Source organism: Massilia niastensis DSM 21313 (assembly GCF_000382345.1).
Taxonomy (GTDB): Bacteria; Pseudomonadota; Gammaproteobacteria; order Burkholderiales; family Burkholderiaceae_D; genus Telluria; species Telluria niastensis.
In genome coordinates this window covers 72,480-94,492 of record NZ_KB908090.1, presented here as the reverse complement: position 1 = coordinate 94,492, position 22,013 = coordinate 72,480, and the positions used below count along the sequence as shown (strand labels likewise).

Here is a 22,013-nt window from a genome sequence, read left to right as displayed (position 1 = left end):
ATTGTCATACAGACATAGTGTCCCATGTCAGCCCAAGTATTCGTGGTCGATCCCGATCTCTTCACCCAGCAGTTGCTGACGCAAAACCTGAGCAGTGCCGGCCACCGCGTGCGCTGCTGTGCGGACGCGGAATCGGCGCTGGTGCTGCTCGACGAGCAGTTGCCGGACATGCTGGTGCTGGAATGGGACCTCGACGGCCAGAGCGGGGAAACCCTGGTGCGGCGCCTGCGCGCCGCCGCCCGGACGCGCGAGCTGCCGCTCATCATGCTGAGCGCGCGCGCCGCCGAGCCGGACAAGGTGCTGGCGCTCGAATCCGGCGCCGACGACTATCTCACCAAGCCCTTCAGCCCGCGCGAACTGCTGGCGCGCATGGGGGCGGTGCTGCGCCGCCGCAGCGCGCAGGCGTCCAGCGACACGATCCAGCTGGCCGGCCTGCGGCTCGACCCGGGCACCCAGCGCGTCATGGCCGGGACGCGCCAGATCGCGCTCGGTCCCGTCGAATTCCGCCTGCTGAATTTCCTGATGCACCATCCGGAGCGCGTCCATACGCGCTCGCAGCTGCTGGACATGGTGTGGGGCCGCCACGCCGTACTCGACGAGCGCACCGTCGACACCCACGTGGGGCGGCTGCGCAACGCGCTCCAGGCCAGCGGCCACCAGCGCCATATCGAGACCGTGCGCGGCACCGGCTACCGCTTCGTCGCCTGGAACGCCCACGCGCGCCTCGGCTGGCCGTCGGCGGCCCCGGCGCCGGCATGGTGATTCTCAGCAAGCTGGAGCAGGAATACCTGCTGCGCACCATCGAATCCGGGGTGGAGCTGGCCGACCTGCGCCAGCTGTTCCTGTGGGCGCAGGGACCGCTGCAGGCCTTGCTGCCGCATGAAGTGCTGCTGTGCATGCAGCTCGACGGCTCCGGCCAGGTCCAGCGCAGCGAATGCCTGCACCGGGCGGTGCTGGACGGAACCTCGCTGGGCATGCTGCGCCAGGCCCTGGGGCCCTTGCTGGCCCAGGCCTGGCGCGCCGGCCGCGCCGAGCCCGCCACGCTCGAGGTCCAGGAAGGGGGAGGGCCGCTGGCATCCTGCCGCAGCCTGCTGCGCAGCAGCGGCTTCGAGAATGTGCTGGTGCATGGCAGCGCGGCGCGCGAGGGGGCCGCGACCGTGTTCGCGCTGTTCGGCCTGCCGTTCCGGCCGGGCGCGCGCCATGCGTATTTCCTGCAACTGCTGATGCCCTACCTGCACCTGGCGCTGCTGCGCATGCCCGCGGGCGGCCGCCTCGGCGGCGTCAGGCCGGCGCGTGCGCTCAGCGGCAGGGAAGTGGCGGTCCTGGAGCGGGTGCGCGAAGGATGCACCAACGAGGAAGTGGCGGAACTGCTGGGTATCAGCGCGCTGACGGTGAAGAACCACCTGCAGCGCGTGTATCGGGTGCTGGGCGTGGCCAACCGGGCCCACGCGGTGGCGCGCTGCCTGGAGCTGCGCCTGTTGTGACGGGACGCGCGGCGTCCCGGGAGATCAGGTATTCGCCAGGTCGCCTTCGCTGGCGCGGCGTTGCGCATCGATGCGGTAGGCTTCGGCATTGCCGTCGATGATGCGCAGGCTGCTGCAGCCTTCCGGCTCGCAATCCGCCACCGGCATGTTGGCGCTGGCGACGCTGGCGACAGGGGCGCTCGCGGCAGGGGCGGCGGCCGCGCTGGAGGCGCTGGCGGTGGGGCCGGCATCCCGGTTCGACGCGCTGCTGGACACTACCGTGGCCAGGCTGGCCGGCGCCTGGACATCTTGTTGGCCTGCGCCGCAAGCGGTCAGCAGGGCGGCAAGTGCGAGGGCGGAAACGGTGCGGAGGCTGGAGTAGGTCATGATGATTTAAAGCAAGCTCGTCGATAACGGGTCCTATTGTAGTGAGTAAATTTTTCCAGTGCACAATTTTTTTCGTTATCAGGGCGAAAATATTGTAACAATGAAATAAAAATAAACGAAGTTGCTGAGAATTAAGAACAATTAGATCGCCTGTCACCAGGGAAATAAAAGATTCTCTATGGAAAATTTAAGACACCCTGACGCGGCCGTAGCGCCGGCGCGACATTGGCGCAACAGGTGCTTGACGAAGCATGGACAGTCCGGCAAGTGTGATTCGCTTGACCACACCGGCGCGGGGCGCGAAGATGGCGGCATGCGAAAACTCCTGCTCATCCTTCTCATCGGCTGCGCCGCCTGCACGACCCAGGCGCAGGATCCCAAGCGCAAGGCCGAGGCCAGGCCGCCGGCAGCCGCACCAGCCGCGAGCGCGCCGGGCGACACGCTGGCCCAGATCCGCGCCCTGGCCAAGGACGCCAGCTGCAACGACAACGGCCAATGCCGCAGCCTGCCGCTGGGCGCGCTGGCCTGCGGCGGCCCGAGCGACTACCTGGCCTATTCGACCCTGCGTGCCAATGAAAAGCAGATGAACGAACTCGGCGAGCGCTACAAGGCCGATCGCCAGGCCGCGATCGCCAGGAGCGGCGAGATGTCGATCTGCCGCTACATGCCCGATCCGGGCGCGGTGTGCGTGGCCGGCACCTGCCAGCTGGGCGCCGCGGAGTCGGCCCGCTAAGGAAAACCCGGCTTGGCGCAAGCGCGAGTCGTGGCGCCATGACTCCTCAGTGGCGCCAGGCACTTCCGTACTGTTCCCGGGTTTTTCTTGCAGCGGCTAGCGCTCATACGACCATTCCAGAAACTCGTTCACGGCTTCCGGTGACGACATCTCGAGCAAGACTTCCGCAAGCTGAGGCTGCCCTTTGGCCGCAGCCGTCGCGGCCAGCGCGCATGCCGCAAACGCCGTGTCCCAGGGTCGGCCGGAAGCCTGCGCCAGCAAGCCGGGAAGGCGTGACATCGCATCGACGTAGGATTGCCGGAGGTCGGCAGGGATCTCGACCTGGTTCTTGTGCCGGCAGATGTCGACCCACGCCGGAAAATGGAAGTACACCTCGCCCGCGGTCTCCGGTGACCGGGACAAGGCATCGATCACATGCGGAACCGCCGCGAAGGACGCCGGGTAGACGTCGCCCTGGTGGGCCAGCGCACTCCAGAGGCTGAACCATGGCTCGGCATCGCCTTCGCCGTCCGGCAGGTCCTGCAACTGCGCCAGGAGTCCCGGAATATCGGTGGCCTTTCCATACGCATGCTGCAGTTCATGCCATCGTGGGCTGCTCAACTCGATCATCTACGCATCCTGGCTGGTCAAAACTTCATACTGGCATGAAGCGCCTGCTCAGGCAACAATGAGCTCCACGCCGCTCCAGCCCAAATAAAAACTGCGCGCAGAAGCGCGCAGTCGTCCACCTCAGCGGGGCTCGCGCCCCGCCCCGATTACTTGCCGGTATCCTTCGGCGCCGACTTGGCCACCGGTTCGCCCAGCGGAACCGGGTTGTTGGTCTCGACCTGGATAACGGTGGTCGAGGCGACAGCCTTGTTCGGATCCAGCAGCTGGAAGCCGCCGAGGTAGCGCTTGCCGCTTGCCAGGCCCGACCAGCTGGTGTTGATCGTCGCCGTGCTGCCTGCGTACACGTTGGCCGGCGCCAGCACCTTGAAGTTGCCGCCCTTGTCAGCCGAGGACACGACTGCCGACGACAGCGTGAAGTCGACGCTGCTGCCATTCGACGCCTTGTAGCCGACCGTGCACACCTTGTAGGTGCCGGCTGCCGGCGAGCTGAGCGAGATCAGCTCGTTCGACGTGCCGTTGCCGGAGTAGGCAACCAGGTTGCCGGCCGGGTTCAGCAGGGCCAGGTCGAGGTCGTCCTTGCCGTTGCCCGTGGTGTCGCGGTCGAACAGTTCGAACTGCGCCACCACGGTGCCGGCCGGCACCGTGACCGGCACGATGTGCACGCCGGTCGCGGCGGCGCGGCAGGCGGCCTGCACCAGTGCGGTGCTGTCGACCGAGCCGGACGGCGCCTGGACCACGCTGTAGGCGTTGCGCGAGATCTCCTTCAGGCCGCCGATCACCGACACCAGCTTGCCGCTGAAGCCGGTCGAAATGCTGATCGGCTTGCTGCTCGACGCGCGGTCGCTCTGCAGGAAGGTCGGGGCGATGATCGGCTTGCCCGAACGCGCCACCACCGGGCTGCGCACGACGTGGGTGCCATCCTTCCAGGTCAGCGAACCGTACTGCCAGGTGTTTTCCGGCGCGCCATTGCGGGTCAGGGTGACCGTGAACGGCTTGGTCTGGCCCGGTGCGAGCGCCAGGGTGGCCGGGGTGACGACGGCGGTGTAGCCCGGGACCGAGATGGTCGCGTTGTAGGTCGAGGCCACGCTGCTGACGTTGGTGACCGAGCGGTTGACCGTCACCGAGCCGAGCACGTTGCCGACGGCGATGGACGGCAGGTTCAGGTTGTAGCCGGCCATGGTGCCGCCGGCGCATTGGGCGGCGACGCCGGCGCCGCACATGTACTTGCGGTAGTCGGCTTCGGTGGCGTTGTAGACCAGGCCCGGATCGGCCGCGCCGTTCGGGTTGACGTGGCCCGCGCCCTGGCCGAACGGCAGGATGCCGCGGGTGTCGCCCGAGGCGATCGCATCCGGGAAGGTGTCGGTGCCGCTGGTCATCATGGCCGACTTGATCATCGCCGGGGTCCAGGTCGGGTGCAACTGGCGCAGCAGCGCGGCGATGCCGGCCACGTGCGGCGCCGCCATCGAGGTGCCCTGGTAGGCGGCCCAGGCGGCCGGCGGGGTCAGGGTGCCGTTGATGACGTCGGCGCGCTGGGCCGCGGTCAGTTCCGGGGTCACGCCGGCGATCACGTCCACGCCCGGCGCAGCCAGGTCCGGCTTGAGCACGTTGGCGTCGTAGCGGTTCGGGCCGCGCGACGAGAAGCTGGCCACCACCGGCGCCTTGGCGGCCGAGATGCCGTTGACGAACTTGGTCATCGCGGCGTTGGCGCCCGCGGTCGCGGCGTAGGCCTTGATCAGGGCGCCGTCGGCGGCGTTCACGTGCACGGTCGGGACCGAGTGCACCTCGGCCACCAGGCCGACGCCGGTATCGATCTGGACCATGCCGACGCCGCCGGCTTCCTTCACCGCCAGGCTCTTGTCGACGCGCGCGGTCACGCCGCGGGTGCAGACCACGATCTTGCCGGCCACCTTGGCCGGATCCAGCACCGCCACGCCGCCGTTGTCGTTGGCGCGGTAGCACAGCGAGACCTTGGCCGGGTCGGCGCCCGGCAGGCCGGCGTCCTCGGCGCGGATCATCGGGGCGTTCGGCAGCGGCGCGGCGTTCATCGAGGCGCCGGTGTACTTCTGGCCGTTGCCCAGGATGACGTCGGCCTGCAGTTCGCGGTTGTGGGTCGAGGCCGCGACGGTCGCCTGCCACGGGCTGATGTGGGCCACGGTGTTGCCCGGGCCTTCGTTGCCGGCCGAAGCCGAGACGAACACGCCGGCGTTCGAGGCGTTGAAGAAGGCCTGTTCGACCGGGTCGGTGATCGAGGCGCCGCCGCTGATCGAGAAGTTGATCACGTGGACGCCGTCGGCCACGGCCTTCTCGATCGCCGCCACGCTGTCGCCGACGAAGCAGGAATTCTTGGCGCCGTTCGGTTCGGCCGGCTCGTCGTAGGTCCAGCACACCTTGTAGGACGCGAGGCGCGCGCGCGGCGCCATGCCCGACATCGGGCCAAGGGCGATGCCGCCGATGGTCACGTCGGCGCCGGCATTGCCGCCGGCGGTGGTCGAGGTGTGGGTGCCGTGGCCGCCTTCGCCCACCGCGCCGCCGATGGAGTCGCGCGGCGAGGACTGGAATTCGGTCCAGTGGTGGGTGCGGCCCGACTGGCGGAAAGTGGTGTCGAAGTAGCGCGCGCCGACCAGCTTGTTGTTGCAGTTGGCGGTGGTGAAGCCTTCGCCGCTCTCGCAGGCGCCTTTCCAGCGCGACGGCGGGGCGTTGTAGGCGAGGGTGGCGCTGTTGTCGAAGGTCGGCTTGCCGTTGCTGTCGACGCGGTCGGCGTAGGACAGGTGCTCAGGCCAGACGCCGCCGTCGACGATGCCGATGATGATGTCTTCGCCGGCGTTGGTCTTGCCCTGCAGCTTGCTCCACAGGCCGCCTTCCTTGTCGAGGCCCAGGAAGCCCGGGGTGAAGGTGGTGGTCAGCTGGCGCGGCGTGTCCAGCGTGACGGCCGAGACGTCGCTGCGCGCCATCAGCTGGCGCACTTCGGCGTCGGTCAGCATGGCGGCGAAGCCGTTCAGCACCACGCTGTAGTTGTGCAGCACCGGGGCGTCGGCCACGGTGGCGCGCACCAGCGCCTGCTTCTGGTCCAGGTAGCCGTTGTACAGCTGGACGTTGGCCGAGTCGATGTCGAGGCGGTGGCCCGGCGCCGGCTGGGTCGCCGGCATGCCGCTGATGTCGCCGGTGTAGGAGGCGATCGGCTTGTCGGCCAGTTGGACGATATACGGACGGCGAACGTCGTCGGCCTGCACCGAGGCGGCCATGCCGGCCAGGACGAACAGTACCGCTGCGGAAAGTGGACGGAGTTTCATGTTGTTGTTTTCCTTGTTCGGGTCACTGTTCAAGCGGCTTTGCGGCGGCGGGCGGTGGCGATCAGGCCCATCAGGCCGAGACCGAGGATCGGGAGGCTGCCCGGTTCAGGCACCGCGGTGATGTCCAGGTTGTCGATGCCGAACTGGCCCTGGTTGGTCTGGAACGCGAAGCAATTGCCGCTCGTATTGCAAGTGAAGCCGAACACCAGGGCCTCGACGAATTCCGCATTCGCGAAGGCGCCGCTGGTGTTGAAGTGGCCGAACTGGAAGCCGGCCGCGGTCGGGCCGTTCAGCTGGTAGGTCTGGATCACCGAGGCGCCGCTGGCGAGGATGCCCTGGATGCGCAGCAGGCCGGCGACGGCCGGGTAGCCGCCGAGCGACGGATTGGCGCCGATGAAGCTGGCGTCGAAGCCCTTGATCTTGAATTTCTGGTCGTTGGTGCGCGAGACGATGTCGATGTAGCTGTCGTTCAGTGCCGCGTAGTAGTTGCCGGGATTGTTGACCGGGCAGGCCATGCCCACGCAATAGCTGGGATCCGCGCCGTTGACGAATTCACCCACATAGCTCCCGATGCCGCCGTCCGCCGTGTTGGCGAAGAAGCCGAGGCTGAAGCCGCCTTCGTTCCAGGCTTCGCCGCCGCCTACCGGGCCGTTATAGCCTTCGAAGCCGATCTTGGCGGCCTGGGCCGGGGCCGCGATGGCCGCCGCGCCGAGCAGGGCGCAGCACAGTTTCTTGAAAGAGCCGTTGGACATCACGGACGGTAAGACGTTTTGCGTTTTCCGAGTCATGTTTCTGCCTTTATTGGTTGGGTCTTATTCGCGCCTGGTAAGGCGGGGCGAGCTTCGCTCTGGCACCTGAACGATTTCAGGTTGTCAATTAATATATCAACGGCAACAACAAATTTGTAATAAATTTTAACAACGGAAATTTTCTTTTTGAAATGGTTGCCAAAATGAAGTTTGGTTTCTCCTATGAAAATGCCGTTTGATATGTCATATGCACTTACGCAACATGACAGAAATTACAACAATGTTACTTGTCATAAACGCCAGAAAAGCGTTAATGTTGGGCTGAATCAGCTGTTGATTTCATTACAAAGAAAAGTTGTCGAGACATTCAGCGTCGTGGTAGCCTCATCGCCGGAGCTTTCCAGACGTGCAATTTAGGAGTTGGTCGATGTATCTGATGCAAAAACAGGGCCCCGCTGTGCGAGCACGCGCACCTCATTCCGGGTTCACGCTGCTCGAGCTGCTGGTGGTGATCGTGATCATCGGCCTGCTGGCGGCCTACGTCGGACCGAAGTATTTCTCCCAGCTGGGCAAGTCCGAAGTCACCGTGGCGAAGGCCCAGATCGAAGCCTTCGACAAGTCGCTCGACACCTACCGCCTGGACGTCGGCAAGTACCCGAGCGCCGAGGAAGGCCTGGGCGCCCTGATGACCGCGCCGCCGAGCGCCGGCGCCAAGTGGAACGGTCCCTACCTGAAGAAGGGCGTGCCGCAGGATCCCTGGGGCAACGTCTACCAGTACCGTTCGCCCGGCAGCAAGGGCGAGTACGAGATCGTCTCGCTGGGCAAGGACGGCCAGCCGGGCGGCAGCGGCGACAATGCCGACATCTCCTCGCAATAAGCCCGCGTTCGCAGCCTCCTGACCCAGCCGGGCACGCCTCATGCAGTTCGCCGTCCGCACCCTTGCGCCCGACATGTCGATTTCCAGCGTGGTCGTCGACGCTGCCGACGCGCTCGACGCGCGCCGCCAGGTCGAGGCGCGCGGCCTGTTCGTCAGCGCCGTCGAGCCGGCCCGCGGCGCGCGCCTGGCGCGCCGGCGCGCCGGCAAGCTCTCGCTGGTGCTGTTCAGCCAGGAACTGCTGGCCCTCCTGAACGCCGGCCTGGGCATCGTCGAAGGCCTGGAAGCGCTGCTCGAAAAGGAAAGCAATCCGGCCGCGCGCGCCGTGCTCGAACGCCTGCTGGGCGGCCTGCGCGAAGGCAAGCGCTTCTCCGCCGTGCTGGCGGCCCAGCCCGACCTGTTCCCGCCGCTGTACGTCGGCATCGTGCGCGCCGCCGAAGGCACCAGCGACCTGCCGCGCGCGCTGGCGCGCTACATCGATTACCAGCAGCGCATCGACACCGTGCGCGCCAAGATCGTCAGCGCCTCGATCTATCCCGTGATCCTCCTGATGGTGGGCGGCGGCGTGAGCGCCTTCCTGATCGGCTACGTGGTGCCCAAGTTCGCCGAGGTCTACCACGGCGCCGGCCGCAACCTGCCGTGGATGTCGCAGCTGCTGCTCGACTGGGGCCAGTTCGCCGCCGGCCATGGCAGCGCGATCGGCATCGGCGCGCTGCTGCTGGCGGCCGCCGCCTGGATCGGGGTGCGCCGGCTGCTGGCGAATGGCGGCATGGCGCGCCTGCTGGGCCGCCTGCCCGGCATCGGCGAGCGCGCCCGCATCTATGAACTGTCGCGCCTGTACCTGACGCTGGGCATGCTGACCGAGGGCGGGATCACCATCGTCAACGCGATCGAGACCGTGCAGCCGATGGTGTCCGGCAGCGTCGGCAGGAACCTGGGCGCGGCGCGCGCCGCGATCGAATCGGGCCAGCCGCTGTCGAACGCCTTCGAGGCCAACGGCCTGACCACGCCGATCTCGCTGCGCATGCTGCGCGTGGGCGAGCGCACCGGCGAGATGGGCCCCATGCTGACCCAGTCGGCCGCGTTCTACGACGGCGAGATCGGGCGCTGGATCGACCGCTTCACCCGCACCTTCGAACCGCTCCTGATGGCGGCCATCGGCCTGGTGGTGGGCGCCATCGTGGTGCTGCTGTATATGCCGATCTTTGACCTTGCCGGAGACATGTCGTGAATATCCCAGTCGATAGCGCGAAGATCGCCCGCGTCGGCGCCGGCGAGCCGCTCGACGCCGCGCTGCTGGCCCGCGCCCGCGCCCAGTCGCTGCAGTCGCGCCGCGGCCTGGTGGCCGAGCTGGAGACACTGACCGGCCTGGAGCCGCGCCAGCTGGTGCGCGAACTGGCCGCGCCGTTCGCGCTGCCGGTGATGGAGACCGCCGCCATGCTGGCGCTGGCCCCGGCCTTCGACCTGCTGCCGCTGGCCCAGGCGCTGTCGCGCCACTGCGTGCTGCTGCGCGCCCCGAACGGGCGCCTGACCGGGGTGCTGGCCGATCCCTTCGACCTCGACCTGCAGACCTGGCTGGGCGCGCAGGCGCGCGCCACCGCCGGCCATCCGCTCGACCTGTGCCTGGCGCTGCAGTCCGACATCCAGGCCTACCTGTCCAAGCAGGAAGAGTCGGCGCGCGCCGTCGATTCGCTGGTGGGCGGCGCCGCCGACGCGCGCCACGGCAAGACCGCCGCCGTGCTGTCCTTCGCCTCGGTGTCCGAGACCGGCAGCCCGGCAGTCAAGCTGGTCAACTCGACCCTGTACGACGCGCTGAAGGCGGGCGCCTCCGACATCCACCTCGAGAGCACGGCCGGCGGCCTGGCGGTCAAGTACCGCGTCGACGGGGTGCTCGACCATGCCGCCACGGTGGGCGGCATCGAGCTGGCCGAGCACATCATCTCGCGCCTGAAGGTGCTGGCCGAACTCGACATCGCCGAGCGCCGCATTCCCCAGGACGGCAGCTTCCGGGTCGAGGCGGGCGGGCGCGACATCGACCTGCGGGTCTCGATCATGCCCAGCATCCACGGCGAGGACGCGGTCATCCGTATCCTCGACAAGCGCGCCATGATCGAGGCCTACGGCTCGCTCACCCTGGAAGCGCTGGGCTTCGACGCGCCCTCGCTGGCCACCCTGCGCAGCCTGGCCCAGGAAGCCTACGGCATGCTGCTGGTGACCGGTCCGACCGGCTCGGGCAAGACCACGACGCTGTACGCGGCGCTGACCGAGATCCACAACGGGCGCGAGAAGATCATCACCATCGAGGACCCGGTCGAGTACCAGCTGCCGGGCATCCTGCAGATCCCGGTCAACGAAAAGAAGGGGCTGACCTTCGCCAAGGGCCTGCGCTCGATCCTGCGCCACGACCCGGACAAGATCATGGTCGGCGAGATCCGCGACCGCGAGACCGCCGAGATCGCGGTGCAGTCGGCGCTGACCGGCCACCTGGTCCTGACCACGGTACACGCGAATAACGTGTTCGACGTGTTCGGGCGCTTCACCCACATGGGCATCGACCCGTATGCCTTCGTGTCGGCGCTGAACGGCATCTGGGCCCAGCGCCTGATCCGCATGAACTGCCCGCACTGCGGCGAGCGCTACCAGCCGGGCGAGGCCGAACTGGCCTCGGTCCACCTGGCCCGCGACGAGGTCGCCGACTACGTCTTCATGCGCGGCAAGGGCTGCGGCGACTGCCGCGGCACCGGCTACCGCGGGCGCCGCTCGATCGCCGAGATCCTGACCCTGAACGACGAGATCCGCGAGCTGATCGTCGACAAGCAGCCGATCCGCCGCATCAAGGCCGCCGCCCACGCCAACGGCACCCGCAGCCTGCGCCTGGCCGCGCTCGACCTGGTCAAGCGCGGCGCCACCACCATCGACGAAATCAAACGGGTGACCCTGCATGCGTAAGCGCCCTGGACAAGCCCTGCGGATCGGCCTGGCGGCCAACGGACTGGCCCTGGTCAAGACCAGCCGCCTGTTCGGCGGCGTCCCGCTGGCGCTCGGCGAGCAGCCCCTCGACCCGCTCCAGCCCGAAGGCATGGCGAATGGCCTGCGCGGCCTGTTCGCGCAACTGTCCCCGGGCGGCTGGCCGGTGACCGTGGTCCTGGCCGACGACCTGGTGCGCCTGTGGCAGGTGCCGCCGCCGCCCGGCGCCACCCGTCCGGGCGACCTCGAGGCCGCCGCCGCGCTGCGCTTCCAGCACCTGTTCGGCGCCTCGGCCGCCGACTGGCGCATCAGCGCCGACTGGGATGCGGCCCATCCCTTCCTGGCCGCCGCCGCGCCCGTACCGCTGCTCGCGCTGCTGGAGGAGGCCGCGCGCGAACACCGCTTCCACCTGGTCGAGGTCGTGCCGCACTTCGTCGCCGCCCTGAACGAATGGCGCCGCGAGCGCCGTCCCGGCGCCTGGTTCGGCCTGGTGCACGCGGGCGTGCTGTCGCTCGCGGCCTATGAGGGACCTGGCCTGGCGGCGGTGCGCACCGCCGTGATTCCCGACGGCGCCGACCGCGACTGGCTCGAGGCGCACGTGGCGCGCGAGGCGCTGCGGGTCGGGGTAGGGCGGCCGGAGCGCCTGCAATTGTGCGGCGCGGCGCCAGCCCACTGGGGCAGCAGCGCCGGCCGCCTGAAGTTCGCCTGCTCGCTGCTCGAAGCCGGGGCGGATGACGGCTGGTCGCCGCTGGCGCGCTTGGCCCGCACCGGGGGCGCGGCATGAGGCGCACCCGCATCGATTTCGCGCCGCGCAGCCTGCGCCGCACCCTGTTCATGACCCCGCCGCGGCTCCTGGGCCTGTGGCTCGCCGCTGCCGGTGTCTGCGTGCCGGCGGTGTTCCAGGGCATGCACTACCTCGAGCAGCAGCGCGAGGTCGAGGCCCTGCGCGCCGCGCTGGCCGCGCGCGTGGCCGCGCCCGCGCCGACACGGGTCGCCGTGCGCCGCCCGCCGGTGCCGGAGGCGCAGGCGAACGCCGTCAACGACATCGTCATGCAGCTCAACCTGCCGTGGCGCGACCTGGCCGAAGCGGTGCGCGACGCCACCCCGGCCTCGGTGGCGCTGCTGGCGCTGGAGCCGGACGCGAAGCGCCGCACCCTGCGCATCAGCGCCGAGGCGCGCACCAGCGACGACATGTTCGCCTACGTCGCCCGGATGCAGGCCCAGGACTGGTTCAGCAGCGTGGTCCTGACCCGTCACGAAGTGGTGGAGCAGGATCCGAACCGGCCGCTGCGCTTCCAGGTCAGCGCCCAGTGGGGTGGCCAATGAAGCCGTCTTCCTTCCTGTTGCGGGCGCGGCTGGCGCTGGGCCGCGTGAACCCGCTGGCGGCCGGCGCGCTGGTCCTGGTCGCCGCCGGCGCCTTCACCCAGGCCTGGCTGCTGCCGGCGCGCGAGCGGCTGGCCCTGGAGTACGAAGAGGCGCGCCGCGCGGCGCGCGCGCCGCTGCCCGCCGCGCCGCCGGCGCCGCCGCCGCCGGACAGCGACCAGAACCTGGCCGACTTCTACGCCGCGCTGGGCGAGCGCGCCAGGGTCGAGCGCCAGCTGAAGGACGTGTTCGCGCTGGCCGCGAAGAATGGCCTGGCCCTGCAGCAGGGCGAGTACCGCAGCAGCTACGACCGCAATGCGAAGGTGTTTGCCTACCAGGCGAATTTGCCGGTCAAGGGCGGCTTTGCAGCGATCTGGCAGTTCGCGCTCGACATCCTGCGCGCGCTGCCGCATGCCTCGCTGGACGACGTCAGCTTCCGGCGCGACACCATCGGCGACGCCAACGTCGAGGCGCGCCTGCGCCTGACCCTGTACCTGTCGCCCCGCAGCGATGCCGCGCCGGCCGGAGGACAGCCATGAAGCCGCGCCACATCGCCATGGGCGCGGCCCTGCTGGCCGCCGCCGGGCTGCTCGTGTTCGGCGACAGCGCGCCCGAGGCCGGGGTGGCCGAAGCGGTGGAGCGCGCCGCCCCGGCGCCGGGCGCGCCGGCGACACCCGCGCCGCGCGCCGCCGGCAAGGACGCGGGCAAGGACGGCCCTGCGGTCCAGCGCCTGGTGCCGCGCGAGACCCTGATCGGCTCGGGCGAGGACCGTTTCGGCGCCGGCGACAACCCGCTGTTCGGGCGCCAGGACTGGACCCCGCCGCCACCGCCGCCGGCGCCTCCGCCGCCGCCGCCGCCGCCTTCCGCGCCGCCGCTGCCGTTCACCTATATCGGCAAGTCGCTGCAGGACGGCAACTGGGAGGTGTACCTGGCGCGCGGCGACCGCGCCTACCTGGTGCGCGACCAGGCGGTGATCGACGGAAGCTACCGGGTGGACGCGATCAAGCCGCCGGTCCTGACCCTGACCTACCTGCCGCTGAACCAGGTTCAGCAGCTTAATATTGGAGTATTCGAGTGATGGTTCGTTCCGGGATTCACGGGGTCGCCGCCGGCATGCTGGCGCTGCTGCTCACGGGCTGCGCGGCGCAGCGCGCCTACCAGGAAGGCAATGCGCTGGTCGCCCAGGACCAGGTCGCGGCCGGCCTGGCCAAGTACCAGGAAGCGGTGGCGGCCGATCCCGGCAATCCGCTCTACAAGACGGCCTGGCTGCGCGCGCGCGACACCGCGGTGGCGCGCCTGGTGGAGCAGGCCGACCGCGCGCTGGCCGACGGCCAGCCCGAGCTGGCGAACCAGGACTACCGCCGTGCGCTGGCGGTCGATCCGGGCAACGACCGCGCGCGCGCCGGCCTGCGCCAGGTCGAGGCCGACCGCCGCCACACGGCGGCGATCGACGCGGCCCGCGCCGCGCTCGACAAGAACGACTTCGACGCCGCGCGCCAGAAGCTGGGCGCGCTGCTGACCGAGCGCCCGTCCCACGAGCCGGCGCGCAAGCTGCTGCTGGAAGTGAACGAGAAGGCGGCCGAGACCCCGGGCGCCGAAGCGGCCCTGAACGCGGCCTTCCGCAAGCCGATCAGCCTCGAATTCCGCGAAGCCCCGCTCAAGCAGGTGTTCGAGATCATCTCGCGCCACTCGGGCCTGAACTTCATCTTCGACAAGGACGTCAAGGCCGACCAGCGCACCTCGATCTTCCTGAAGAACAGCACGGTCGAGGCGGCGGTGTACTACCTCCTGATGACCAACCAGCTCGAGCGCCAGGTCATGGACGGCAACACCATCCTGATCTACCCGAACGTGGCGGCCAAGCTGAAGGAATACCAGGAGATGACGGTCAAGACCTTCTACCTGGCCAACGCCGAGGCGAAGAGCATCGCCAACACCTTCAAGACCATCCTCAAGTCGCGCGACGTGGTGGTGGACGAGAAGCTGAACCTGGTGATCCTGCGCGACAACCCGGAAGCGGTCCGCATCGCGACCCAGCTGGTGGCGCTGCAGGACCTGCCGGAGCCGGAAGTGATGCTCGACGTCGAGGTGCTGGAGATCAAGCGCAGCCGGATCATGGACCTGGGCATCAGCTGGCCGGCCGCGGTGTCGTTCACGCCGCTGGCCTTCGCCGACGGCGTGCCGCTGACCATCGACGACCTGCGCGGCCTGAACCGCGGCCGGATCGGCGTCAGCGACCTGAGCGCCAAGCTCAACGTCAACAAGACCGACGGCGACTCGAACACCCTGGCCCATCCGCGCATCCGCGTGCGCAACAAGGAAAAGGCCAAGGTCGTCATCGGCGACAAGGTCCCCAACATCACCACCACGATCTCGCAGGGCATCGGCGGCTTTGCCTCCGAGTCGGTCAACTACGTGGACGTCGGCCTGACCCTGAACGTCGAGCCGACCATCTACCTGAACAACGAGGTCGCGATCCGCATCTCGCTCGAGGTGAGCAACCTGGTCGATTCGCAGACCACGCGCTCGGGCACGGTCGCCTACCGCATCGGCACCCGCTCGGCCACCACCCTGCTGCAGCTGAAGGATGGCGAGAACCAGGTGCTGGCTGGCCTGATCAGCAACGAGGACCGCACCAGCGGCAGCAAGGTGCCGGGCGTGGGCGACCTGCCGATCGTCGGCCGCCTGTTCGGCAGCACCCGCGATTCCAGCGACCGCACCGAGATCGTGCTGTCGATCACGCCGCGCCTGGTGCGCAACATCCAGCGCCCGGCGGCCACCGCTTCCGAGTTCGGGGCCGGCACCGAAGCCAGCTTCCGCCGCCGCCCGGACAGCGTGGCCCGGGCCCCGGTCCAGCTGCCGTCGCCGAACGCGGCGCCGGCAGCGCGCCCTGTGCCCGTGGGCGCCGTGCCGGCGAACGCGCCCGCCATCCAGTCCCCCGCGCCGCAGCCGGGCGCCACCACGGTGCCGGGTGCGCCCGCCGCGCCGCTCTCGGTGCCGCCCTCGCAGCTGCCGATGACGCCGCAGGGCGGCTCTCCGCAATCCGGCCCGCCGCCGGCGGCAGGCAGCCCGGCGGCCGGCGCTCCGGTGCAGATCACGCCGGTGGAGTCGCCGCCGCCGACGCAGCCGCAGCCGCAATCCCAGCCGACCCAGCAATGAAGATCCGGCCTGGCGCCGCTGCCCGCGGGTTCACCCTGATCGAGCTGCTGGTCACGCTCGCGATCCTGGCGCTGCTCGGCACCCTGGTGGTGCCGGTGGCCCAGGTGACGACCCAGCGCCGCGACGAGCAGGAGCTGCGCCGCGCGCTGCGCGAGATCCGCCAGGGGCTCGACGCCTACAAGAAGGCCAGCGACGAGGGCCGCGTGGCCAGGGCGGCCGGCGCCACCGGCTACCCGGCGCGCCTGGAACTGCTGGTCGAGGGCGTGCCCGACCTGCGCAGCCCGAAGCAGGCGAAGATCTATTTTCTGCGGCGCCTGCCGCGCGACCCCTTCAACCACGACCCCGAGGCGGCGCCCGCGGCCAGCTGGGGCAAGCGCAGCTACGCCAGCGAACCCGAGGAACCGAGGGAAGGCGACGACGTGTACGACGTCTATTCGACCTCCGAGAAAGAGGGGTTGAACGGCGTGCCCTACAACAAATGGTGAGCTTCATGGACAGGCTGGCATGGCATGCGCACAGGCGCGACCGCAAGCGGGGATTCACGCTGATCGAGCTGCTGGTCGTGCTGGGCATCGTCGCGCTGCTGCTGACGCTGGCGGTGCCGCGCTTCTTCCCCAGCATCGACCGCACCAAAGAGACGATCCTGGCCGACAACCTGCGCAACACGCGCACCGTGATCGACCAGTTCCGTTCCGACACCGGGCGCTATCCGGAAACGCTGGAGCAGCTGGTCGAGAAAAAATACCTGCGCGAGCTGCCGCTCGACCCGCTCACGGAAAGCCGCGAGACCTGGACCGTGGTGCCGCCCGAGGACGGCGACCAGGGCGGCGTGGCCGACCTGCGCAGCGGCGCGCCCGGCAACGACCGCAGCGGGCGCCCCTACGCCGAATGGTAGGCGCGCGCGCCAGGCAGGCCGGGTTCACCTACCTGGGCCTGATCATCCTCGTGGCGATCATCGGGATGGTCGGCGCGGCCACGCTCAAGATCGGCTCGCTCCTGCAGCGCGTCGCGGCCGAGGAAGAGCTGCTGGAGACCGGCGCCGCCTTCAGCGCCGCGCTGGAGAGCTATGCCGCGGCGACGCCGCGCGGCCAGCCGCCGCAGCCGCCGACGCTCGATGTACTGCTGAAGGACCCGCGTTTTCCCGGCGTGCGCCGGCACCTGCGCAAGATCTTCGTTGATCCGATGACCGGCAAGGCCGAGTGGGGCGTGGTCTACCTGGGCGGCGGCGACAAGGGCGTGGTGGCGGTGTACAGCCTGTCGGAGGCGAAACCGCTGAAGATCGCGAATTTCGACAGCCGCTTCCGCAACTTCGAGAACAAGGAAAAGATATCGGAGTGGCGCTTCACGGCCAACAGCCAGGAACTGGTCAACACGCCGCGGCCGCCGAAACCAGCGGCGCCTGCGCCGGACGGCGCCCAGCCGCCTGCCGCGCCGCCGGTCGACACGCCGCCTGCCGGCGCGCCTGTGGAACCGGAGCCGCCCGCCCAGGAGCCGGAACCGCAGGAAGCGCCGGCATCGGAACCGGCGCCCCAGGAGCCGCCGGCCCGGGAAGCGGCGGAAGAAACGCCCGAGCCGCCGCCGAACGTCCAGTTCGGACGCTAGTACTCTTTCCCGGCGCCGCAGCCTCAGGCCGCGCGGCGCTTGAAGTCGCGCGGGCGGAAACCGAGCACGGCCAGCACGCCGAAATAGGCGAAGGCCGATACCACGATGATGGCCAGCAGGGCGCCCAGGCGCAGCAGCGGGGTGGCCTGCATCGCCACCCAGTCGAATCGGGCCTGCGCGAACCACGACACCGCGCCCAGCGCCGCCACGCCGACCAGCAGCTTGCAGAAGAAGGCCAGCCAGCCCGGCTGCGGCGTGAAGATGCCGCGCCGGCGCAGCCCGGCATACAGGAACACGGCGTTGATGCAGGCGCCCAGGCCGATCGACAGCGCCAGCCCCGCCACGCCCAGCAGCGGCACGAAGACCAGGTTCATCAGCTGGGTGGCCACCAGCACCCCGACGGCGATGCGCACCGGGGTGCGCACGTCCTGGCGCGCATAGAAGGCCGGCGCCAGGATCTTGACCATGATGATGCCGAGCAGGCCGGCGCTGTAGGCCATCAGCGGCATGGCCGAGCCGGCGATGTCCCTGGCGTCGAACTTCCCGTAATGGAAGAGGGCGGCGATCATCGGCTCGGCCAGGGTGGCCATGCCGACCGCGGCCGGCAGGGCCAGCAGGAAGGTCAGGCGCATGCCCCAGTTCAGCAGGGCGGTGTACTCGTCGGCATTGCCTTCGTTGTTGGCCTTCGACAGGCTGGGCAGCAGGATGGTGCCCAGCGCGACGCCCAGCATGGCGGTCGGGAATTCCATCAGGCGGTCGGCATACTGCAGGGCCGAGACGGCGCCGGCCGCCAGGCCGGCGGCGATGCTGGTGTTGATCAGGAGGCTGATCTGGGCCGCCGAGACGGCGAACACGGCCGGGCCCATCTTCTTCAGCATGCGGCGCACGCCGCTGTCGCGCAATCCCGAGATGGGATTCAGCGAAATGCGCGGCAGCATGCCGATGCGGACCAGGGACGGGACCTGGATCGCGACCTGGAGCAGGCCGCCGACGCAGACCGCGACCGCCATCGCATAGATCGGCTGCTCGAAGAACTCGACCAGCACCAGCGAGGCGAAGATGAAGGACAGGTTCAGCAGCACCGGCGTGAAGGCCGGGATCTTGAACTGGCGCCAGGTGTTGAGCACGCCGCCGGCCAGGGCCACGAAGGACATGCAGGCGATGTAGGGGAACATCATGCGGGTCATGACGACCGAGGCGTCGAAGGCGCCCTGGTCGCGCTCGAGGCCGCCCGCGATCATGGTGATCAGGAAGGGCGCGCCGACGATGCCGACCAGGCTGGTGAGCACGGTGGCCCAGACCAGCGAGGTGGCGACATGGTCGACCAGGCTCTTGGTGGCGGCGTCGCCGTGCTGGGTCTTGTATTCGGACAGGATGGGCACGAAGGCCTGCGAGAAGGCGCCCTCGGCGAACAGGCGGCGCAGCAGGTTGGGCAGGCGGAACGCGACGATGAAGGCATCGGTATAGGCCGAGGCGCCGAAGGCGCGCGCGAACAGGCTTTCGCGCAGCAGGCCGGTGACGCGGGACAGCATGGTCATGCTGGAGATGGCGGCGAGGGTCTTGAGCAGGTTCATGGCCCGGGATTATACTTGGGCAACAACCCGCGCACGGGCGAAAACGGCGGCATTATTGAATTATGAATTGCCCTTGGAGGAATCCTTCGCTATAATCGTGGGCTGTACTGAATTCTGTTGGCAGACAAGAATCGTTGGGCAGGCACCTGAAAGGGCCGGTTTGACACACGCTAATGTTTGCAAACGCAACTTGACCCCGATTTAGGAAATCCCATGGCAAATACCGCACAAGCGCGCAAGCGCGCTCGTCAAGCAGTGAAGCAAAACGCGCACAACTCGGCACAGCGTTCGACCCTGCGCACCGCAATCAAGGCAGTTCGCAAGGCCATCCTGGCTGGCGACAAGGCCGCAGCGGCCACCATCTTCCAGCAGTCCGTGTCGACCATCGACAGCATCGCTGACAAGAAGATCATCCACAAGAACAAGGCAGCGCGCCACAAGAGCCGCCTGGCTGCAGCCATCAAGGCACTGTCGGCCTAACAGCCGCGTGCGCGCGGCCGAGGCCGCGCTGGCAAGTTCTGTGCAGTAGAAAGACCCGCCCGACTTCGGTCCTGGCGGGTTTTTTTGCTTGGCCCATGCCTTTCTCCGGGCCCGGCGCGCCGCACCCTTCGCGTGGCCGCGCCGGCCTGCGCCGTCGTTTCACGAAGTGGTTGTGCCATCCATCATGCGGGAAAACTGGTGTCCCGCCCAAAGCTGAGGCATAATATGTCGCCTGTCTTATGTCTTATAGAAGACTTGGGGCGCAGCAAGGCGTCAAGCCGTCCGGGCCGAACGGCGCGGGAACAGGCTGGGACCTTGGCGATCTGTCCATCACGCCCTGGAGCGGGGTAGAATGATCGGTGTGCTGCGTCGCGCGTGTGCGCGGACGGGCAATTATTGAGCAAGTTTCACCACTCGCGACCTGTTCGCGAAAACCGAGGAAAAAGTGCATGAGCAGTGATCCGACCATCATCTACACCCTGACCGACGAGGCGCCCCTGCTGGCGACCCACGCCTTCCTGCCTGTCGTCAGCACCTTCACCAAGCCGGCTGGTATCCGGGTCGAAGCGAGCGACATCTCGGTCGCCGCGCGTATCCTGGCCAATTTCCCGGAAAACCTCACGCCGGAACAGCGCGTGCCGGACGCACTGGCCGAGCTGGGCAAGAAGACGCTCGAGCCGGACGCGAACATCATCAAGCTGCCGAACATCAGCGCCTCGGTGGCCCAGCTGGAAGCCGCCATCAAGGAACTGCAGGAAAAGGGCTACAACATCCCCGACTACCCGGCGGACGCGAAGACCGACGAAGAAAAATCCATCAAGGCACGCTACAACAAGTGCATCGGCTCGGCCGTCAACCCGGTCCTGCGCGAAGGTAACTCCGACCGCCGCGCCCCGCGCGCCGTGAAAGAGTACGCCCGCAAGAACCCGCACGCGATGCAGCCATGGTCGGCGGCCTCGCGCACCCACGTGTCGCACATGACCGGCGGCGACTTCTACCACGGCGAAAAGTCGATGACCCTCGACCGCGCCCGCGAAGTCAAGATGGAGCTGGTCACCAAGGGCGGCCAGACCATCGTGCTGAAGCCGAAGGTCGCGCTGCAGGCTGGCGAGATCATCGATTCGATGTTCATGAGCCGCAAGGCCCTGCTGGCCTTCTACGAAGCCCAGATCGAAGACGCGCACAAGACCGGCATGCTGTTCTCGCTGCACGTCAAGGCGACCATGATGAAGGTCTCGCACCCGATCGTGTTCGGCCACTGCGTGCGCATGTTCTACAAGGAAGCCTTCGAGAAGCACGGCGCCCTGTTCGACAGCCTGAAGATCAACGTCAACAACGGCATGGCCGATCTGTACAACAAGATCGCCGACCTGCCGGCCTCGCAGCGCGAAGAAATCATCCGTGACCTGCACGCCTGCCAGGAGCACCGTCCGGAACTGGCCATGGTCGACTCGGCCAAGGGCATCACCAACTTCCACTCGCCGAACGACGTGATCGTCGACGCCTCCATGCCGGCCATGATCCGCGCCGGCGGCAAGATGTACGGCGCCGACGGCCGCCTGAAGGAAGTCAAGGCCGTGATCCCGGAGAGCACCTTCGCGCGCATCTACCAGGAGATCATCAACTTCTGCAAATGGCATGGCGCCTTCGATCCGCGCACCATGGGCACCGTGCCGAACGTGGGCCTGATGGCCCAGCAGGCCGAGGAATACGGTTCGCACGACAAGACCTTCGAGGTCCCGGAAGACGGCGTGGCGAACATCACCGACCTGGCGACCGGCGAAGTGCTGATGTCGCAGAACGTCGAGCAGGGCGATATCTGGCGCATGTGCCAGGTCAAGGACGCGCCGATCCGTGACTGGGTCAAGCTGGCCGTCACCCGCGCCCGCAACTCGGGCATGCCGGCCGTGTTCTGGCTCGACCCGTACCGTCCGCACGAAAACGAGCTGATCAAGAAGGTCAAGACCTACCTGAAAGAGCACGACACGAGCGGCCTGGACATCCAGATCATGTCGCAGGTGCGTGCGATGCGCTACACGCTGGAGCGCGTGAAGCGCGGCCTGGACACCATCTCGGTCACCGGCAACATCCTGCGCGACTACCTGACCGACCTGTTCCCGATCATGGAACTGGGCACCAGCGCCAAGATGCTGTCGATCGTTCCGCTGATGGCCGGCGGCGGCATGTACGAAACCGGCGCCGGCGGTTCGGCGCCGAAGCACGTGCAGCAGCTGGTGGAAGAAAACCACCTGCGCTGGGACTCGCTGGGTGAATTCCTGGCGCTGGCCGTGAGCCTGGAAGACCTGGGTATCAAGACCGGCAACAACAAGGCCAAGGTCCTGGCCAGGACCCTCGACGCCGCGACCGGCAAGCTGCTGGACAACCGCAAGTCGCCGTCGCCGAAGACCGGCGAGCTCGACAACCGCGGCAGCCAGTTCTACCTGTCGCTGTACTGGGCCCAGGAACTGGCCGCGCAGACCGAGGACGCCGAGCTGGCTGCCCAGTTCGCGCCGCTGGCCAGGACCCTGGCCGAGAACGAGCAGAAGATCGTTGCCGAGCTGCTGGAAGTGCAGGGCAAGCCGGTCGACATCGGCGGCTACTACAAGGCCGACGACGCGAAGGTGAAGGCCGTGATGCGTCCTAGCGCGACCTTCAACAGCGCACTGGAAGCAGTGGGCGCCTAAGCAGGCGGCGCGCGGCTTGCCGCGCGCGTACCAGGCAAACAAAAAGCCCGCCAGACCATCGGTCTGGCGGGCTTTTTGTT

General features: G+C 68.3%; 21 protein-coding genes. 16 read left to right on the top strand and 5 right to left on the bottom strand.

Annotated features, from left to right (window positions below; genetic code table 11):
* Positions 1 to 24: 24 nt before the first annotated feature.
* Both H162_RS0111045 and H162_RS0111040 read left to right on the top strand, forming a co-directional pair.
* Positions 25 to 762, top strand: a complete 738-nt coding sequence (locus tag H162_RS0111045; RefSeq protein ID WP_020653529.1) for a winged helix-turn-helix domain-containing protein — start codon at positions 25 to 27, stop codon at positions 760 to 762.
* Positions 756 to 1,484, top strand: a complete 729-nt coding sequence (locus H162_RS0111040) for a LuxR C-terminal-related transcriptional regulator (protein WP_020653528.1) — start codon at positions 756 to 758, stop codon at positions 1,482 to 1,484. The genes H162_RS0111045 and H162_RS0111040 overlap by 7 nt, the downstream gene beginning before the upstream one ends.
* Before the next feature lie 24 nt (positions 1,485 to 1,508).
* Here H162_RS0111040 and H162_RS30620 read toward each other — a convergent pair whose 3' ends face one another.
* Complete coding sequence (locus H162_RS30620) at positions 1,509 to 1,850, bottom strand: hypothetical protein (protein WP_020653527.1); 342 nt, start codon at positions 1,848 to 1,850, stop codon at positions 1,509 to 1,511.
* 313 nt (positions 1,851 to 2,163) lie between these two features.
* Between H162_RS30620 and H162_RS0111030 the strand changes: the two genes are divergently transcribed.
* Positions 2,164 to 2,583: a hypothetical protein gene (locus tag H162_RS0111030; RefSeq protein WP_156885560.1), complete on the top strand. Its 420-nt coding sequence runs from the start codon at positions 2,164 to 2,166 to the stop codon at positions 2,581 to 2,583.
* A gap of 96 nt (positions 2,584 to 2,679) precedes the next feature.
* On the opposite strand, the gene H162_RS0111025 is transcribed toward H162_RS0111030, so the two are convergent.
* The 3 genes from H162_RS0111025 to H162_RS34715 all read right to left on the bottom strand — a co-directional run bounded on the left by H162_RS0111025 (position 2,680) and on the right by H162_RS34715 (position 7,234).
* Complete coding sequence (locus tag H162_RS0111025; RefSeq protein ID WP_020653525.1) at positions 2,680 to 3,192, bottom strand: hypothetical protein; 513 nt, start codon at positions 3,190 to 3,192, stop codon at positions 2,680 to 2,682.
* A 146-nt stretch (positions 3,193 to 3,338) separates the two neighbouring features.
* Positions 3,339 to 6,482, bottom strand: coding sequence for a S8 family serine peptidase (locus H162_RS35650; RefSeq protein ID WP_040787113.1), 3,144 nt, complete (start codon positions 6,480 to 6,482; stop codon positions 3,339 to 3,341).
* Between the two features lie 29 nt (positions 6,483 to 6,511).
* Positions 6,512 to 7,234 (bottom strand): NF038120 family PEP-CTERM protein, encoded by a 723-nt coding sequence (locus tag H162_RS34715; RefSeq protein ID WP_020653523.1) that lies wholly within the window; start codon positions 7,232 to 7,234, stop codon positions 6,512 to 6,514.
* Positions 7,235 to 7,658: 424 nt separating this feature from the next.
* On the opposite strand from H162_RS34715, the gene gspG reads away from it, so the two are divergent.
* Genes gspG through H162_RS0110960 form a run of 11 tightly spaced genes read left to right on the top strand, consistent with a single transcriptional unit; the run spans position 7,659 to position 17,195 of the window.
* A complete protein-coding gene (gspG, locus tag H162_RS0111010; RefSeq protein ID WP_020653522.1) occupies positions 7,659 to 8,108 on the top strand; it encodes a type II secretion system major pseudopilin GspG in 450 nt (149 codons plus the stop codon).
* Positions 8,109 to 8,148: 40 nt separating this feature from the next.
* Positions 8,149 to 9,336 (top strand): type II secretion system F family protein, encoded by a 1,188-nt coding sequence (locus tag H162_RS0111005; RefSeq protein WP_020653521.1) that lies wholly within the window; start codon positions 8,149 to 8,151, stop codon positions 9,334 to 9,336.
* Positions 9,333 to 11,054: a GspE/PulE family protein gene (locus H162_RS0111000; RefSeq protein WP_020653520.1), complete on the top strand. Its 1,722-nt coding sequence runs from the start codon at positions 9,333 to 9,335 to the stop codon at positions 11,052 to 11,054. Before H162_RS0111005 ends, H162_RS0111000 begins: the two co-directional genes overlap by 4 nt.
* Positions 11,047 to 11,856, top strand: coding sequence for a hypothetical protein (locus H162_RS0110995; RefSeq protein ID WP_020653519.1), 810 nt, complete (start codon positions 11,047 to 11,049; stop codon positions 11,854 to 11,856). Before H162_RS0111000 ends, H162_RS0110995 begins: the two co-directional genes overlap by 8 nt.
* Positions 11,853 to 12,398 (top strand): PilN domain-containing protein, encoded by a 546-nt coding sequence (locus tag H162_RS0110990; protein WP_020653518.1) that lies wholly within the window; start codon positions 11,853 to 11,855, stop codon positions 12,396 to 12,398. The genes H162_RS0110995 and H162_RS0110990 overlap by 4 nt, the downstream gene beginning before the upstream one ends.
* Entirely contained in the window at positions 12,395 to 12,973 is a 579-nt protein-coding gene (locus H162_RS0110985; RefSeq protein WP_040787096.1) for a hypothetical protein, read from the top strand. Before H162_RS0110990 ends, H162_RS0110985 begins: the two co-directional genes overlap by 4 nt.
* Positions 12,970 to 13,512, top strand: a complete 543-nt coding sequence (locus H162_RS0110980) for a hypothetical protein (RefSeq protein ID WP_020653516.1) — start codon at positions 12,970 to 12,972, stop codon at positions 13,510 to 13,512. The genes H162_RS0110985 and H162_RS0110980 overlap by 4 nt, the downstream gene beginning before the upstream one ends.
* Complete coding sequence (locus H162_RS0110975) at positions 13,512 to 15,593, top strand: secretin GspD/PilQ domain-containing protein (RefSeq protein WP_020653515.1); 2,082 nt, start codon at positions 13,512 to 13,514, stop codon at positions 15,591 to 15,593. Before H162_RS0110980 ends, H162_RS0110975 begins: the two co-directional genes overlap by 1 nt.
* A complete protein-coding gene (locus tag H162_RS0110970; protein ID WP_020653514.1) occupies positions 15,590 to 16,078 on the top strand; it encodes a type II secretion system protein in 489 nt (162 codons plus the stop codon). Before H162_RS0110975 ends, H162_RS0110970 begins: the two co-directional genes overlap by 4 nt.
* A gap of 5 nt (positions 16,079 to 16,083) precedes the next feature.
* Positions 16,084 to 16,488: a type II secretion system protein gene (locus H162_RS0110965; RefSeq protein ID WP_156885559.1), complete on the top strand. Its 405-nt coding sequence runs from the start codon at positions 16,084 to 16,086 to the stop codon at positions 16,486 to 16,488.
* Positions 16,482 to 17,195 carry a type II secretion system protein gene (locus H162_RS0110960; RefSeq protein ID WP_020653512.1) on the top strand — a complete coding sequence of 238 codons (714 nt, stop codon included), beginning with the start codon at positions 16,482 to 16,484 and terminating at the stop codon, positions 17,193 to 17,195. Before H162_RS0110965 ends, H162_RS0110960 begins: the two co-directional genes overlap by 7 nt.
* A gap of 23 nt (positions 17,196 to 17,218) precedes the next feature.
* Here H162_RS0110960 and murJ read toward each other — a convergent pair whose 3' ends face one another.
* Complete coding sequence (murJ, locus tag H162_RS0110955; RefSeq protein ID WP_020653511.1) at positions 17,219 to 18,769, bottom strand: murein biosynthesis integral membrane protein MurJ; 1,551 nt, start codon at positions 18,767 to 18,769, stop codon at positions 17,219 to 17,221.
* A gap of 213 nt (positions 18,770 to 18,982) precedes the next feature.
* Between murJ and rpsT the strand changes: the two genes are divergently transcribed.
* Together rpsT and H162_RS0110945 are read left to right on the top strand one after the other, a co-directional pair.
* Positions 18,983 to 19,249, top strand: coding sequence for a 30S ribosomal protein S20 (gene rpsT, locus H162_RS0110950; protein ID WP_020653510.1), 267 nt, complete (start codon positions 18,983 to 18,985; stop codon positions 19,247 to 19,249).
* Positions 19,250 to 19,698: 449 nt separating this feature from the next.
* Complete coding sequence (locus H162_RS0110945; RefSeq protein WP_020653509.1) at positions 19,699 to 21,933, top strand: NADP-dependent isocitrate dehydrogenase; 2,235 nt, start codon at positions 19,699 to 19,701, stop codon at positions 21,931 to 21,933.
* The last annotated feature ends 80 nt before the right edge of the window (positions 21,934 to 22,013 follow it).

Excerpts from the sequence above, each read along its gene's own strand:
- H162_RS0110960 (WP_020653512.1), top strand. The coding sequence starts at position 16,482 with ATGGTAGGCGCGCGCGCCAGGCAGGCCGGGTTCACCTACCTGGGCCTG.
- H162_RS0110970 (WP_020653514.1), top strand. The coding sequence starts at position 15,590 with ATGAAGATCCGGCCTGGCGCCGCTGCCCGCGGGTTCACCCTGATCGAG.
- H162_RS0111040 (WP_020653528.1), top strand. The coding sequence starts at position 756 with ATGGTGATTCTCAGCAAGCTGGAGCAGGAATACCTGCTGCGCACCATC.
- H162_RS0110990 (WP_020653518.1), top strand. The coding sequence starts at position 11,853 with ATGAGGCGCACCCGCATCGATTTCGCGCCGCGCAGCCTGCGCCGCACC.
- H162_RS0111030 (WP_156885560.1), top strand. The coding sequence starts at position 2,164 with ATGCGAAAACTCCTGCTCATCCTTCTCATCGGCTGCGCCGCCTGCACG.
- H162_RS0111005 (WP_020653521.1), top strand. The coding sequence starts at position 8,149 with ATGCAGTTCGCCGTCCGCACCCTTGCGCCCGACATGTCGATTTCCAGC.
- gspG (WP_020653522.1), top strand. The coding sequence starts at position 7,659 with ATGTATCTGATGCAAAAACAGGGCCCCGCTGTGCGAGCACGCGCACCT.
- murJ (WP_020653511.1), bottom strand. The coding sequence starts at position 18,769 with ATGAACCTGCTCAAGACCCTCGCCGCCATCTCCAGCATGACCATGCTG.
- H162_RS0110945 (WP_020653509.1), top strand. The coding sequence starts at position 19,699 with ATGAGCAGTGATCCGACCATCATCTACACCCTGACCGACGAGGCGCCC.
- H162_RS0110980 (WP_020653516.1), top strand. The coding sequence starts at position 12,970 with ATGAAGCCGCGCCACATCGCCATGGGCGCGGCCCTGCTGGCCGCCGCC.
- H162_RS0110995 (WP_020653519.1), top strand. The coding sequence starts at position 11,047 with ATGCGTAAGCGCCCTGGACAAGCCCTGCGGATCGGCCTGGCGGCCAAC.
- H162_RS0110985 (WP_040787096.1), top strand. The coding sequence starts at position 12,395 with ATGAAGCCGTCTTCCTTCCTGTTGCGGGCGCGGCTGGCGCTGGGCCGC.
- H162_RS35650 (WP_040787113.1), bottom strand. The coding sequence starts at position 6,482 with ATGAAACTCCGTCCACTTTCCGCAGCGGTACTGTTCGTCCTGGCCGGC.
- H162_RS0110965 (WP_156885559.1), top strand. The coding sequence starts at position 16,084 with ATGGACAGGCTGGCATGGCATGCGCACAGGCGCGACCGCAAGCGGGGA.
- H162_RS0111045 (WP_020653529.1), top strand. The coding sequence starts at position 25 with ATGTCAGCCCAAGTATTCGTGGTCGATCCCGATCTCTTCACCCAGCAG.
- H162_RS0111025 (WP_020653525.1), bottom strand. The coding sequence starts at position 3,192 with ATGATCGAGTTGAGCAGCCCACGATGGCATGAACTGCAGCATGCGTAT.
- H162_RS30620 (WP_020653527.1), bottom strand. The coding sequence starts at position 1,850 with ATGACCTACTCCAGCCTCCGCACCGTTTCCGCCCTCGCACTTGCCGCC.
- H162_RS0110975 (WP_020653515.1), top strand. The coding sequence starts at position 13,512 with ATGGTTCGTTCCGGGATTCACGGGGTCGCCGCCGGCATGCTGGCGCTG.
- rpsT (WP_020653510.1), top strand. The coding sequence starts at position 18,983 with ATGGCAAATACCGCACAAGCGCGCAAGCGCGCTCGTCAAGCAGTGAAG.
- H162_RS34715 (WP_020653523.1), bottom strand. The coding sequence starts at position 7,234 with ATGTCCAACGGCTCTTTCAAGAAACTGTGCTGCGCCCTGCTCGGCGCG.